The 13,049-nt window shown below is 68.0% G+C and carries 12 protein-coding genes and 1 pseudogene; 8 read left to right on the top strand and 5 right to left on the bottom strand.

The window, feature by feature from the left end; genetic code table 11:
* The first annotated feature begins 31 nt into the window (after nucleotides 1-31).
* Nucleotides 32-859, top strand: a complete 828-nt coding sequence (locus tag ACIQD6_RS10210) for an MBL fold metallo-hydrolase (protein ID WP_401880369.1) — start codon at nucleotides 32-34, stop codon at nucleotides 857-859.
* Here the strand turns inward: ACIQD6_RS10210 and ACIQD6_RS10205 are convergent.
* Together ACIQD6_RS10205 and ACIQD6_RS10200 are read right to left on the bottom strand one after the other, a co-directional pair.
* Nucleotides 847-1,857, bottom strand: coding sequence for an LLM class flavin-dependent oxidoreductase (locus ACIQD6_RS10205; RefSeq protein ID WP_401880367.1), 1,011 nt, complete (start codon nucleotides 1,855-1,857; stop codon nucleotides 847-849). The genes ACIQD6_RS10210 and ACIQD6_RS10205 overlap by 13 nt on opposite strands.
* 135 nt (nucleotides 1,858-1,992) lie before the next feature.
* Nucleotides 1,993-2,475, bottom strand: a complete 483-nt coding sequence (locus ACIQD6_RS10200) for a transposase (RefSeq protein WP_401880365.1) — start codon at nucleotides 2,473-2,475, stop codon at nucleotides 1,993-1,995.
* A gap of 360 nt (nucleotides 2,476-2,835) precedes the next feature.
* On the opposite strand from ACIQD6_RS10200, the gene ACIQD6_RS10195 reads away from it, so the two are divergent.
* The 3 genes from ACIQD6_RS10195 to ACIQD6_RS10185 all read left to right on the top strand — a co-directional run bounded on the left by ACIQD6_RS10195 (nucleotide 2,836) and on the right by ACIQD6_RS10185 (nucleotide 4,751).
* Entirely contained in the window at nucleotides 2,836-3,831 is a 996-nt protein-coding gene (locus ACIQD6_RS10195) for a helix-turn-helix domain-containing protein (protein WP_401880790.1), read from the top strand.
* A gap of 255 nt (nucleotides 3,832-4,086) precedes the next feature.
* Entirely contained in the window at nucleotides 4,087-4,356 is a 270-nt protein-coding gene (locus ACIQD6_RS10190) for a hypothetical protein (protein WP_401880364.1), read from the top strand.
* A 68-nt stretch (nucleotides 4,357-4,424) separates the two neighbouring features.
* Nucleotides 4,425-4,751, top strand: coding sequence for a hypothetical protein (locus tag ACIQD6_RS10185; protein ID WP_401880362.1), 327 nt, complete (start codon nucleotides 4,425-4,427; stop codon nucleotides 4,749-4,751).
* Between the two features lie 101 nt (nucleotides 4,752-4,852).
* Here ACIQD6_RS10185 and ACIQD6_RS10180 read toward each other — a convergent pair.
* Nucleotides 4,853-5,346, bottom strand: a pseudogene (locus tag ACIQD6_RS10180) (TetR family transcriptional regulator C-terminal domain-containing protein); the annotation flags it as partial.
* Between the two features lie 51 nt (nucleotides 5,347-5,397).
* Nucleotides 5,398-7,176: a coagulation factor 5/8 type domain-containing protein gene (locus ACIQD6_RS10175; RefSeq protein ID WP_401880360.1), complete on the bottom strand. Its 1,779-nt coding sequence runs from the start codon at nucleotides 7,174-7,176 to the stop codon at nucleotides 5,398-5,400.
* A gap of 316 nt (nucleotides 7,177-7,492) precedes the next feature.
* On the opposite strand from ACIQD6_RS10175, the gene ACIQD6_RS10170 reads away from it, so the two are divergent.
* The 3 genes from ACIQD6_RS10170 (at nucleotide 7,493) to ACIQD6_RS10160 (ending at nucleotide 11,187) form a co-directional block, all read left to right on the top strand.
* The gene (locus ACIQD6_RS10170) at nucleotides 7,493-8,350 is read left to right on the top strand and encodes a hypothetical protein (RefSeq protein ID WP_401880358.1); all 858 of its coding nucleotides are present in this window, start codon (nucleotides 7,493-7,495) and stop codon (nucleotides 8,348-8,350) included.
* Nucleotides 8,347-9,336, top strand: coding sequence for a PstS family phosphate ABC transporter substrate-binding protein (locus ACIQD6_RS10165; RefSeq protein ID WP_401880357.1), 990 nt, complete (start codon nucleotides 8,347-8,349; stop codon nucleotides 9,334-9,336). The genes ACIQD6_RS10170 and ACIQD6_RS10165 overlap by 4 nt, the downstream gene beginning before the upstream one ends.
* A gap of 357 nt (nucleotides 9,337-9,693) precedes the next feature.
* On the top strand, nucleotides 9,694-11,187 hold the full coding sequence (locus tag ACIQD6_RS10160; RefSeq protein WP_401880355.1) for a hypothetical protein: 1,494 nt from the start codon (nucleotides 9,694-9,696) through the stop codon (nucleotides 11,185-11,187).
* Nucleotides 11,188-11,234: 47 nt separating this feature from the next.
* Here ACIQD6_RS10160 and ACIQD6_RS10155 read toward each other — a convergent pair whose 3' ends face one another.
* Entirely contained in the window at nucleotides 11,235-11,837 is a 603-nt protein-coding gene (locus ACIQD6_RS10155) for an RDD family protein (RefSeq protein WP_401880353.1), read from the bottom strand.
* A gap of 297 nt (nucleotides 11,838-12,134) precedes the next feature.
* On the opposite strand from ACIQD6_RS10155, the gene ACIQD6_RS10150 reads away from it, so the two are divergent.
* Nucleotides 12,135-12,971 (top strand): twin-arginine translocation signal domain-containing protein, encoded by an 837-nt coding sequence (locus ACIQD6_RS10150; protein ID WP_401880351.1) that lies wholly within the window; start codon nucleotides 12,135-12,137, stop codon nucleotides 12,969-12,971.
* Nucleotides 12,972-13,049: the final 78 nt, after the last annotated feature.

Raw genomic sequence — 13,049 nt, 5'->3', positions numbered from 1 at the left:
AACGCCCCTACGAAGCCTCACACGGAGCGGCATGACGATCCATCACCTCGACTGCGCCGGCATGTGCCCGGCCGGCGGCCGCCTGTTGCTCGGCAGCGGGCGACTGCTCACCGGCCGCTTCGTGAGCCACTGCCTGCTCATCGAGTCGGACGACGGTCTGGTTCTCGTCGACACGGGACTGGGAACGGCCGACGTCGCCGACCCCCGACGGCTGGGCCTCGCCTTCCGCGCCACCATGCGGCCCGAACTCGCCCCGGCCCGGACCGCCTTGACGCAGATCCGCGCCATGGGTCTCGACCCGCGCGACGTGCGCGACATCATCCTCACCCACCTCGATCTCGACCACGCCGGAGGGCTGGCCGACTTCCCGCACGCACGGGTCCACGTCCTGGCCGATGAACTGCGTGCCGCCGAAAACCCTCCGACCAGAGGCGAGCGGGTACGTTACCGACCCGTCCAGTGGGCCCACCATCCCCACTGGGTCGAGTACGAGGGCGCCCAGGACGAGTGGTTCGGCTTTCGAGCCGTCCGGCCCACGATGCCCGCGGCCACCCCCGAAATCCTGCTGCTCCCGCTGCCGGGGCACACCCGCGGCCATTGCGCGGTGGCCGTACGGAGCGGCGAGGGCTGGCTCCTGCACTGCGGCGATGCCTTCTTCTCTCCTGCCGATGTCCACCCCGATCGGCCGCCCCGCCCGCCGGGACTCTCCGTGGTCCAACGCCTGCTCGCCACCGACAACTCCGCACGACGGCACAACCGGCGGCGACTGCGGGAGCTGAGCCGCGCCGAGCCGGAACGGATCAGACTGTTCTGTGCCCACGACCCTCACGAGTTTCACCGACTGGCTCAGGCCGGCTGAAGTCCGGCCAGAGCCGCCAGCCGCCGGTAGGAGTCCAGCAGCGCGTCGCTGTCGTACGTACTCGTCGTGACCAGGTACTCGTCGGCCGCGCTGCGTGCGAGCAGTCTCTCCAGTCCGGCCGCCACCTCGTCCTCCGTGCCGTACAGGTGACCGCGCAGCGCGTCCTCGAACAGTGAGCGTTCCCGGTCGGTCATGCCGGTCGCGAGGACGGTGTCGACGGACGGGAGCTCCGGGAACTCCCCGCGCGTACGGGAGTAAGCCGTGGACCAGGCCTCCGGGATCAGCAGCCGGTGGGCCTCCTCGGTGGTGCGGGCCACCGCGACCGTGCCGGAGAGCACCACGTACGGGCGCTCGCCCCAGGCGGACGGGCGGAAGTCGCGGCGGTACTCCTCGATGGCCCGCAGCATCGCGTCCTCGCCCCGTACGGCCGCGATGACCAGCGGCAGGCCGGCCTCGGCGGCGGTCCGCGCGCCCTTCCCGGTGGCCAGGACGAACGCCGGCACGCGCAGGCCCTCGGCCGGGCGGGCGTGGACCTGGGGCTGAGCTGTCCGGGGGCCCTCGAAGTAACCGAGCAGCTCCGCGAGCAGGCGGGGGAAGTCCTCGGCATCCTGCTTGTCCCGGCCCAGGGCCCTGCGTACGCCGTCGGTGAATCCCACGGAGCGGCCCAGCCCCATGTCGATGCGCCCGGGGAAGAGGGACTCCAGCACCCCGAACTGCTCGGCGACGACCAGCGGCTGGTGGTTGGGCAGCATGACACCGCCGGTGCCGACGCGGATCGTGGAGGTCGCGGCGGCGACCGCCGCCGCGAACACGGTCGGCGCGGAGCCAGCCACCCCCGGCACACCGTGATGCTCGGAGACCCAGAAGCGGTGGTAGCCGAGCTCTTCGATCCGCCGGGCGAAGCCGACGGTGTCACGCAGGGCCTGCGGGCCCGCCTGCCCCTCCCGGATACGGGAGCGGTCCAGTACGGAGAATCTGGTCGTCGTCACGGTACTCACATCTACCGCAACACTCCGGCCGCGCCAGGATTCCCGAGCCCCGCGATCACCAATACGCCCCCGGACAGGGCCTAGAAGACTGATGAAGATCTTGTTGAGGGGCCGTCCGGCCTCCGGCCGGACGGCCCTTTTTTGTTATGTGGTGGCTGGGTCGAGGTGCCAGGCGCCGTCGATGTGGGTGAGTCCGAGGTTGATCAGGCGGCGGAGGTTGAGGGCGGCGGCTCGGGTGTGAAGCCAGGTGTCGTTCTTGATGGTGCCGCGGTAGCGGAGTTTTCGGTTGCCGTGGTGGACGAGCCAGGCGACGGCGCGTTCGACCGGTGGCCTCCACCGGCGGTAGTCGGCCTGCCAGTCGGGATCGGTGGCAGCCTGATGGCGGGCGGCGGCTTGGAGGTCGTGGTGCGGGCGGATGGTCAGGATGCGCCCGGCCTTGGCTCTGGTGCACTGCTCACGCAGGGGGCATTCGGTGCATAAGTCCCCGAAGGAGGCTTTGCGTTGCTGGTGCTGCCCGCTGGGGTCGGACAGAGCCACGGTGTGTCCGGCCGGGCAGGTCACGATGGCGGCGGTGGTGTCGATGGTGATGTCGTCGGGGGTGAAGCCGCCGGGGACGGCAGGCCGCAACGGTGCGGGTTTGATGAACAGCCGGTGTCACCGAAGGCGTCCACCGGGGTGTCCTCGTCGGCGAGCAGCTCAAGACCCACAGCGGCCTCATGATGCTCGGGCCCGGCGCCGGGCCGCAGAGCGACGGCGGTGTACAAACAGGTCTCGGGCTCGACGGCCAGGTGGGCCTTGAAGCCGTCCTGCTGGTGACTGCGGGTCTTGTGGCAGTGCCGGGCTTCGGGATCGACGGTGGAGACCGTCCGGTTGGACGCTTATCACCACTGGGTCGGTGCGACTCCCCTCCACAGGTCATCAGGCACACGATCGCTGTCCTCGAATTCTCCGCCCAGGCCGGTACGTTCGCTGTGATTGACTGCCGAGATGTTGCACGAGTCGGTATTCCGCACCATGGATCTGCCTACGGGCGATCGCTTCGAGGCGTGGACACAGCGCGTGGGCCGGACACACGCTCCCCTGGATCTGTCCAGTGACCGTGCGGCGGACTACCACGCTCACCAGCGCCTGATCGAGCTCGGCGATGTGGTGGTGTGGCCGGCGACCTTCGATTCCCTGGTCTTCCGCCGGACACCGAAGCTCGTTCGCCAGTCCGATCCCGAGCTCTACCACCTCTCCCTGCTCCTGCAAGGTGAGGCCGGCGCGACCTGGGACAAGCAGGAGGCCACCTACCGGAACAGCGACATCCACATCAACAGCTCGTCACGGTCGTACGAGATATTCACCGGATCCGACCCGGTCACCATTGTCGGAGTCGAGGTCCCCCGGGCGTTGGTGGCTCTGCCCGGCCGCCGGGCCGACCAGGCGGTCGGGCGGCCTGTGTCAGGCCGAGGGGGAGTCGGCGCGCTGTTGTCGCAGTTCCTCGCCCAGTTCGTCTCGGACACCGGCACGTATCAGCCACAGGAAGCGTCACTGCTGGGAACCGTCGTCGCCGATCTGGTGACCGCGGTCTTCGCGCATATTCTGGACGCCGATCTCCTGATGCCCCCGGAGACCCACAGCCGGACCCTGGTCCTGCGCATCAAGGCATTCATCCGCCGGCATCTGGGAGACCCGGAGCTGACACCCGACCAGATCGCCGCAGCACACCACATCTCGCGCAGCCATCTGTACCGCCTCTTCCAAGCCGATGGCCTCAGTGTGGGCGCGTACATCCGGGAGCAACGGCTCAAGAACGCCCGGCGCGACCTGGCCGACCCCGCTCTGCGCACCATGCCGATCCATGCCGTCGCCGCTCGCTGGGGTTTCCCCCGCCCGGCCGACTTCACGCGCGCGTTCCGCACCCTCTACGGCATTCCGCCGAGCGAGCTCCGCCGAACAGGAGCCGTCGGCGACGCGGTCAGGGATGGGACGCTGCGCTAAGGAGGCGTGGACTGTCCGCCAACGACAAGCCGAGGAGCGCCCGGCACTCTTGTGAGCGCCGCAGCGATGTAGGGGATCCACCACGGGGGTGGGATCCAGACATCGGGACAGACATGCGGCCGGCTCAGCCAATCGATTCGACCTAGCCGGGAGTATCACTCGATGGGAAGCACACTGCGCGACCGCGGAAAAAGCGGCTTGATGAGAAACACGTCTGTACGAGTCGCCCTTACGGGGTCCGCGATACTCGGCCTCATGTTCACGGCGTCCGCCACAGCGTCGGCGGCCGCTACGGGACGGCCGACGGGATGTACCTACCAGGTCGCCGACACCAAGATGACCGTGGCGAAGTGCAGCAGCGCGAACGGTGGCCACTACCGTGCCGTCGCGAACTGCACGGACCCGGACACCGGAGACATCGTGACCTTCGTCGGCGACTGGCGGAACAACGGATCGTGGTCCAAGTCCTACTGCCAGGGCGCGAGCAGGACCATGTCCGCCGGAATCGAAACCAAGGTGACCTGACCTGCGGGCGCCCCGCTTCCGCACACGGCATTCCGCTCGACGACCGCACAGCGAAAGGATCCACTCCAGTGAAGAAATGGCCGGTTCTCGTCATGGGCGGCGCGCTCGCCGCGTTCTCCCTCGGCTTCGGGGGCACCGCCTCCGCTGCACCCGCCGGGGCGACCGCCTGGCCGACGGGCTGCACCTACCAGAGCAACTTCAACAACGGTGCGATGGCCCGCTGCGACCACAGCAACGGCGGCCACTACAAGGCCGGCGTCAACTGCCTGCGCCAGGACGGGGGCGGCATGGTCGTCCTCGACGCCGTCGCCTGGCGCACCAGCGGCTGGTCGAACGTGTACTGTCCGGCGCTGACCGTGTTCCACTCGGCGAGCATCATCACCAAGTCCACGTGACAACCGCTCTTTAGGGAACGTGGGTCGCGCCTTCCCAGAACCGCCTCCGCATCAGCGGAGGCGGTTCTTCGGCGTACGTGCCAGACGCTTCGGTCAGGAGTGGTGGCACCGAGAAGGGCCATGCAGCTGCCCCACAAGGCGTCGAGGCTCTGCGTGTTGTTGTACAGCTTGGCGAAGAGCACCTGACCCTCAAGCTGGGCGACAACGGATCCCGCCGCCTCGTGGGTGTAGGCGACGGTGACCTCTCCGCGGTCGTGGGCTTCGCCGACAACCACGTCGACCATGTCGACCTGGGCGTCGAAGATCTGTTGCAGGCGTTCGCGGATGGCCTCGGTCTGGTTGCTCATCTCCATGGTCAGGTTCCCGAACAGGCAGCCCGAGATGGTGCCGCAGCCCTGCTGCCCGGCACGCTGGTCGGCTTCGGTGGCTCGAACAGCTTCCGCAGCCGCTGAAGGGGCGGGTCGTCGCTGCGCAGATTACGGTTCCAGCCGCTGCGCTGAGCAGACCAGTGCTCGTCGAGTACGGCCAGCAGGAGCTCCTCCTTGGAGCTGAAGAAGTAGTACTGGTCGGCAAGGCGCTCACGCCCGGCGGGCAGCCGTCACCCTCGCATCGCTCCTGATGTGGGCGTGACATTCGAAGACAACTCCTAGGGGAAGGACACCACCGTGGACGGTACCGTCGTCGTCCCCGACGTGGGCGAGCCGATGGCGTTGATGACGTGGTCGTACTGGCCGTTACCGCTGAGCGACACGACGAGCAGGCCGTGGAACTTCACGCCCGGGACAGCGGGTGCCACGAAACCGTGCGCCTGTCGGATCGACGGGTCGACGTTGTAGTAGCAGTAGCTGCCCAGACCCCAGCCCTCGTGTGTGCTCACGCTGTCGGCGACCTTGTAGGCGGCGTAGCCCCGGGTGGCGCCGTTCTGGATCGCGGCCTGGTTGGGGGCGTCGTACGCCTTCTCGTTCTGGAAGAAGATGGTGCGGCCGCGCTGGCCGTTCCACTGGACGTCGTACTTGTTGAAGTGCTCGACGAACAGACCGGTCGCCAGCACGTCGTCGCCGTTCACGACGATGCCGTAGTCCGCGCGGTTGGTCTCCCAGCCCACGCCTTGTCCGTGGTCCGCGCGCCAGACCCAGGTGTGGTCGATGATCGTGTGACGGCTGTTGACGACCATGCTGGTGGTGGCCTTGCCGGGGCCCGCGCCGCCGATCCGGATGAAGACGTCCTGGACGGTGGTCGGATTGGCGGAGTGGTCGGTGGACGCGCCCTGCGGCCCGATCTCCAGCAGGGTGGTGGAGTTGACGGTCCCCGCGTCGATCAGGAAGCCGGCGAGCCGTACTCCGTCGACATCGGCGACCTTCATCGCCGTCGCTCCGTTGTCCGGTACGAGAGTGGCGTAGCCGAGGCCGAGCACCACCGTATTCGCGCGCTCGACGCGGACGGGCTGGTCGACGTGGTAAATGCCGGGCGTGAACAGCAGGTTGAGCCCCTGGGCGAGTGCCTCGTTGAGGGTGGCCGCGGTCACTCCGGGCTTGGCGACGTAGAACTGTGTGAGCGGGATCGACGTCCCCCTGGGCGTGCCGTTTCCCCACGTGGTGCCGCGCGCGTTGGTGCGCAGCTCCGGCAGGAAGACCTTGAAGTCGGCGCCGTCCAGGTAGAGGAAGGGCTTCTCGCGCGAGACGGGGGTGTTGTTCAGCGTGGTGTACGGAGGGTTGGGGAAGCCCTGTGCCGGGGCGCCCTCCACGCCGGAGAAGGTCATGTTCCACACGGCGTTGGTCCAGCCGCCCACCGAGCTGTCGCGTGTGTACCACTGCTGCTGGGAGTACGGCCCGACGGTGCCGTCGATCCTGCTGTCGGCGATGTAGCCGCCGCTGGCCCAGCCGTAGCCGTCGGGGGCGAGGTTGAGGCCGCCTTTGATGTGCATGCGGCGGAAGGGAGCGGCCTGGGCGACGGCCCACCGGTTGGTGCCGTTGACGGGGTTGAGCGCCAGGTTCTCGGCGGAGCGCCAGAAGTTCTGGGTGGCGTTGCCGTTGAACCAGCCGGCGTCCACGGTCACATCACCGTTGAACGTGGTGTTGTCGGGAGAGAGCCCGAGACCCGAGATCGAGGTGTAGAAGCCGATCTGCGCGTTGATGTTGTTGTACGTGCCGGGCTTGAACAGCAGTTGGTAGCGGCCGTTGCCGAACTGCGCCGACTCCTGCTGCCGGAATATCTGGTCGAGCGTGCCCTGGATATTGGGAGTCGACGGATCGAAGATCAATACGTTCGGTCCGAGATCGCCACCGCCGGGCAGGGCCGCGGCGCCGGTCCGCGCGGAAGCGGGCGAGGACGCGGAAGCGGGCGAGGACAGGGCGAGCGTGCTCGGCGCGGCGGCGGCCGCTGCCATGACGCCGAGAACCGTACGACGAGTGGGGGGTGTGGGCATGACGGCTCTCCTTGTTCAGGAAATGAACGACGTGAGGGTGGGGGGAGCGCTCTCTCACTCACGCATGTTCACGGCATGTGAACATCTCGTCAAGAGAAACGACCGGGATCCGGTGTGGGCGCGTGCCCAACTAACCCTCGGATAAGCACATATGGAACTGTTTCGAGCTCATCCGCCGCCCTCGCCGGCGTGTGATTCCGTCTTCACAAAGTGTCGATTCCCTGGGCGGACATCCGCGCGGTGCGGCCCGGTTCCCACCGGCGGACTCACCTGTGCAACGCTCGTTCCCGCGCGCCCATCGCTGATCGAAGGACACATGAGAACTGTCAGCAAGGATCTGGACGTCCCCCGGTACCGCGACGCCTCCGGAGCCGCCCGTATCGCGGGAAGCCCCTACGCCGCGCCCCTCGTGGAACGTCTTGCCCAGGCGGTCACCGAGCGTCACCCGGAGTACCGGTACGCGACGAACCTGGTCAGCACCGAGGCCGCCGTCCCGCTGCTCTGCTTCGGCGGGTCCCTGCTCTCCGTACTGACCAGGCCGTACAACCGCGACGAGCAGGTGCCCTTCAAGAAGATCGTCGGGGTCCCGCCCGCCACGGTCCGCATCGCCCGGATCACTCCCCTCGACATCTACGTGCACGAGAGCAATGCCCTGACCGCCTTGGAGCGGTCGGACACCCCGCGCGTCTTCCTCTCCGGCGATCCGGCAGGCGATCTGGACCTCTGGTCCCAGCTGGGCCTCGGGGGCGCCCTCGGCGCTCAGCGCATCGACACCATCGCGTCGGCCGAGCACCGCCACTTCCTGAGCGGCGGTGTCAAGGCGTCCGGATCGGTCGAACAGGTCGTGCGGCTGACGACCACCACCGCGACCGACCAGCAGACGCTGGACGCGCTGGCGGCGAACCCGGCCGGTATCGCCGTGGCGCCCGCCGGTCTCGGACGGGAGGGTGTACGCCCCGTGGGCCTCGCGGCTGCCTTCCCGCGCCGGCTGCTGCTCGTTCTGCGCCGCCGCCGCGACGGCTTTGCCGAACCGGCCGCCGTGGAGCTGGCCCGGTACGCCCTCTCCGAGGCGGGCCAGGCCGTCGCCGATGAGCTGGCCCCGCGATTCGCCCGCCTCACCGCCGACGACCTCGGCACCGCACGAGCCGAACTGGAAGGGAGGGAGGTCCGATGACGTCCCGGAAACCGCCCGCGTACGAACCCCGTCCGGTCCCCGTGCCGGAGGACCGGCCCTATCTGCTGCCCGACGGCGATGTGCTTTTCGTCGGCAACGACGGCATGGCAGCCCTGCTGGACGAGCTGAACAGCATCTTCACCGAGACCCACCCGGACATCCGGTTCCACGGAGTCTTCGAGGGCTCCTCGACCGGATTCCCCGCCCTGATCAGCGGGGCCACTCCGCTGACCGCCCTCTCGCGCGAGGTATGGCCGGAAGCTCTCGCCGCCTTCCACGCCACCCACGGCTACGAGCCGCGGTCCATCACCTTCGGCTACTCGGGCCACGGCCCCCGGGACAACGGCCGTACCCCGCCGTCGATTTACACGCACCGGGACAATCCCCTGCCAGGCCTCACCATGGAACAGGCCGTACGGATCTTCTCGGACGGCCACCACGACGGATCCCTCGTACGGTGGAGCCAGCTCGGCCTCGAAGGACGCTGGGCGGGGCGCCGTATCCACGCCTACCTGCCGGACGACGGCCTGGGATTCGTCGGCGGATTCCAGGCCCGCTTCTTCGACGGCTTGCCGGTCGCCGCGCGAGCGGAGAACGTGGGCAGCAGGGAGGACGCGGTACTCGCCGTGGCCGACGACCCGTTCGGGATCTGCGTCGTCGGGTGGTGCGCCGCCCGGGAACTGACCGACCAGGTGCGCGAACTCCCGTTGGCCGCGACTGACGGGGAGCCGTACCGCACGGCGTCGAAGGAGGACGTGGCCGCCGGCGCCTATCCCCTGTCGTACCCCCTCAATCTCTACCTGTGGGAGGACCCGGACGGCATCGATCCCCTCGCCTACGAGTACTGCCGCCTCGCGCTCTCCCGGCAGGGCCAGGAAGCCGTTGCGCGTCAGACTCCCACGGAGGAAGGGTATGTCCCGCTCTCGGCCGCCCACTTGGCTGCCCAGCGGGCGAAGCTGGAGAGCTGGGCCGGCGAAGTGGCGTGATCACGAGGCGTCGCGATCACGCCGGGTGGGCTCGGACCTGACCCGTTCGGCCGTCGGCCGAGGACATAGGCGCAGGCCTCACGGGCCGGCGCCCCAACCGGTCTCGTACAGGGGCTCGGTGGCCACCCTCGACCTCTTTGGGGCAGCACCCCTCCCGACGGGCTGTCCCGATGGCTGAAAGGCTCCTGTACGGCCCCGCCGTCCGCCCGGACCATCGGGGGATGGCATGTGAAGGCCGGGCAGGGCCGTTGCCGCCGTGAGACGTACCCGAGGCATCAGCCCAACTGGAGGGTGGACATGGCCACGTCCCGTACGAGCGTACTTTTACCCACTCCCGCCGCGCGTGGCGACCTGCACATGCCGACCGGCCGGACGCTCATGATCCACCCGCCCTACGTCCACGACAACTACCTCGCCCGGGACGCCCCCTTCGCCCCCGACCGGCTGCCGTTCCTGCCCGTCGCCCCGCTGTACGCCGCCGAGTTGCTGGAACGGCGCGGGCTCGCCGACCCCAGCCTCTTCGACTGCCAGCTCGACGACCTGCGCGAGGCCCCTGACCTGGAGGAGTACGACTCCTTCGGCATCGCGGTCATGGGCGCCCAGAACATCGCCCCGGCCGCCCATGTCTTTCAGTACCTCACCGCCGACCGCGGGCTGTCGCCCGGTCGCGTACATATCGGCGGGCAGGGTATAGAACGGCTCTCCGGAGAAGAGTTCGGGCGGATCTTCCCCGGCGCGCACAAGACCGACCGGAACTCACTGGCCGCGTTCCCCGGGGCGATGGACATCGACCTGCGGAGCCAACTGGACAAGATCGGTGAGCCCGCTCTGCGCACCTACCTCGCGCACGAGATGACCCTGCCGTTCAGCCAGGGCTGCATGTTCGGGTGCAGCTTCTGCGGGGCACAGACGCGAGCGCGTGAGACGTTCTTCAACGTCCGGGCCCACCTCGACGCCGCCTGCCGTCTCGCCGAACGCTTCGAGGTCTCCTCGCTGAACCTCTACTGCACCTCACTGGACTTCTTCCAGCAGGCACTGCCGGGCGGCGACCTGGAACTGCTCACCACGCAACTCGAATCCGTCATCGAGATGAAGGAGCGGCACCCGGGCCTGAGCATCGGGCTGCACGCGCTCACCCGCGCCGACTCCTACAACGCCGCGATGCGCTCGGACCATGTGCGCGATCTGGTGCTGCACGCCGGCTTCAACCGCTTCGGCTTCGGCGCCGACGGCGCCGCCTCTGTCGAGGTGCTGCGCGCTATGCGTAAGCACGCCGACACCCTGCGCTCCGACTTGATCACAGCTTTTCAGCACATGGAGGAGAACGGTCTGGTTCCGGAGATCCTCTACGTTTTCGGCGTCCCCGAGGACACCGCGGAGACACTCGCCGAGACACGCGCCCTGTGCGGCCTGCTCCTGGAGACGTTCCCGTCCTCGGAATACCGCGGCTTCCCCGCTAAGAACGAGATCCCCGGCAACGCCAACTGGAACCGCGCGGGCTGGAAGGGCTCACCGGCACACAACCGACTGCTCGATGAGCCCGACCAGTTCCTCAACCTCGGCTTCGAGACGCTTGCCAACGAAATCTCGCACGAGGACCCGGAGATGCGGCTCCTGGTGAATCACTACGCCGTCGACATGAGCCGACACGCACACGAACTGGGGCGTGTCCGCAGCTACCTGACGCTCCCCGTCGCCACACCCGGCGCCCGGATCATGGACGAGGCCACACTGGACGGTTTCCGCGAGATCGCCGCTCACTACGCCCCGGACCTGGCGGCGGACCTGTGCGCCGACAACCTTCCGGAGCGGCGCGCCGCACTCAACTCAGCGATCCCGAAGGACTATTGAGCCAGGCGCCGCATCCCGTGCGACGCCCGTCCCTCGCGACGCGGTTACTACTTGTTGACCCTGACGACGACGGTGCTGCACACCTTGTCCGCGAAGGTCTGGTTCTTGTCGTCCCACAGCGGCCACAGCCAGCCGAGGTAGCAGGCGAAGCTGTCAAGCATATGGGCCAGCTTGCGGACAAAGGCCATTCCGAAGCCGAGCGTGCGACCGTCCGACTCCCGGTGAAGGCTGATCCCGACGACCTTCTTGCCGATGGTCTGGCCCGTGCCGCCTTCCTTGATGAGCTGGAATATGCCCATGCCGAAGGCGTACAGCATGCCGATGAGGCCGAGAACTCCGGGAGTGGAGGGATCGTCGCTGCTCGCGAGATCGATGAAGCCCAGCGCGTACATGGGGCCGACGATGATCAGTCCGTCGAGGAGGCTGGCGCCCACACGCTGGCCCCAGTTGGCCAGCGGCGGCATACCGCCGCCGGGCATGCCCGGCGGCGGGTACGCGCCGTACGGCTGAGGCTGCTGCGGATAACCGGGCTGCTGCTGCGGATAGCCGTACTGCGGAGGCATGCCGGGAGGCGCCTGTTGTGGGTATCCATAACCGGGCTGGTTCTGCGGGGGCTGGCCGTACGGGTTGTTCGGGTCGCCAAAGCTCACGGCGAGTCCCTCCGGTTAATCGTGGTGAGGCGGTCCGAACGGGGGATTCTCCATCTGCCCCCGTGCTACCGCGTTGTGCGAGACACATCGTGGTAGGGGAATCGAATTCTTGTCCAGTCGGTCTCAAAAGGAGTCAGATACGCGACGGCCGGGACGTTGTGATGAGCGAGGGCCGACAGAGGGATGGGGAAGTCCGGGGATGCGCAGGGGGAGTTGAGAGGAACCGTTGACGTCACATGATCCCCTTGGGAATGTGGTGAGTCCTGGTGGTTTCTGTCAGGTTCTTCGGGAGGTGCCATGCGTGGTGTACCCGCACGGAACGAGTCGTACGGACGCAGAAGATTCCTCGGCGGGGCCGCCGCACTCACCGGGGCAGCGGCCCTGAGCGCCTGGCCACACACGGCGAGCGCGGCTGAGGCGGCCGCCTGGGAGGACGTGATCAACGGCTCGTTCGGCAGCTACAGCGCCCTGGAGGCCGAGTGGAACTACCTCTACCCCTGGGGTTCGGATCACAACGGCAGCGCGCGGATGTACGGCAGCGCCAGTGACCACAACCACGTCTACCTGAACTCCGGCGTGCTCACCCTCAAAGCGGCCCGGATCTCATGGGACGAGGGGACGAGCGGCTCCTCGCCGCACCTGCCGATCCGCTACCACTCGGGCGCGGTGCACGCCAAGAACCAGATCGTGGTGACCGATCAGTTCCCGGACTACGAGGTGAAGGGCGAGTTCCAGGCCCCGAGCGCGGCCGGTACCTGGCCCGCGTTCTGGCTGACCGGGGTCAACAGCTGGCCGCCGGAGAGCGACATCCTGGAGTTCAAGGGGAACACCAACAACTGGTTCAACACTTTCCGTACGTCCTCGGATGTGTCGAGCACTGTCGTCGGCGTCCCGTCGCCGGGCTCCTGGCACACGTACCGCGCCTGGATCACCAAGGTGAACGGCACGGATGTGGACATCCACTACTACCTCGACGGCACCTGGAAGGCGGTCCACCGGGGCGCCGGATTCGTCGGGAAGCCGCTCTGGCTCATCATCAACCTTCAGATGGAAGGTTCGTCGGGATCCTCGGGTCCGAGCGGTGACACTCTCTACCACGCACGGAATGTCTATGTTGGCCGTACCCGCGCTTAGACCGACCGGCAATTGGGGGCGGTCTTGGGTTCTTGCGGACAATCGCCGGTGGCGGGGGGAGCGACGAGGCGGGGCGAG

This window comes from Streptomyces sp. NPDC088400, assembly GCF_044753355.1.
In the GTDB taxonomy this organism is placed as follows: Bacteria; Actinomycetota; Actinomycetes; order Streptomycetales; family Streptomycetaceae; genus Streptomyces.
This window is presented reverse-complemented; position numbering and strand designations above follow the sequence as displayed.

What these genes read in the sequence shown, in the direction of transcription:
- ACIQD6_RS10210 (WP_401880369.1), top strand. Translation starts at nt 32, where the DNA reads ATGACGATCCATCACCTCGACTGCGCCGGCATGTGCCCGGCCGGCGGC.
- ACIQD6_RS10160 (WP_401880355.1), top strand. Translation starts at nt 9,694, where the DNA reads ATGCCGACCGGCCGGACGCTCATGATCCACCCGCCCTACGTCCACGAC.
- ACIQD6_RS10165 (WP_401880357.1), top strand. Translation starts at nt 8,347, where the DNA reads ATGACGTCCCGGAAACCGCCCGCGTACGAACCCCGTCCGGTCCCCGTG.
- ACIQD6_RS10150 (WP_401880351.1), top strand. Translation starts at nt 12,135, where the DNA reads ATGCGTGGTGTACCCGCACGGAACGAGTCGTACGGACGCAGAAGATTC.
- ACIQD6_RS10190 (WP_401880364.1), top strand. Translation starts at nt 4,087, where the DNA reads ATGTTCACGGCGTCCGCCACAGCGTCGGCGGCCGCTACGGGACGGCCG.
- ACIQD6_RS10175 (WP_401880360.1), bottom strand. Translation starts at nt 7,176, where the DNA reads ATGCCCACACCCCCCACTCGTCGTACGGTTCTCGGCGTCATGGCAGCG.
- ACIQD6_RS10195 (WP_401880790.1), top strand. Translation starts at nt 2,836, where the DNA reads ATGTTGCACGAGTCGGTATTCCGCACCATGGATCTGCCTACGGGCGAT.
- ACIQD6_RS10170 (WP_401880358.1), top strand. Translation starts at nt 7,493, where the DNA reads ATGAGAACTGTCAGCAAGGATCTGGACGTCCCCCGGTACCGCGACGCC.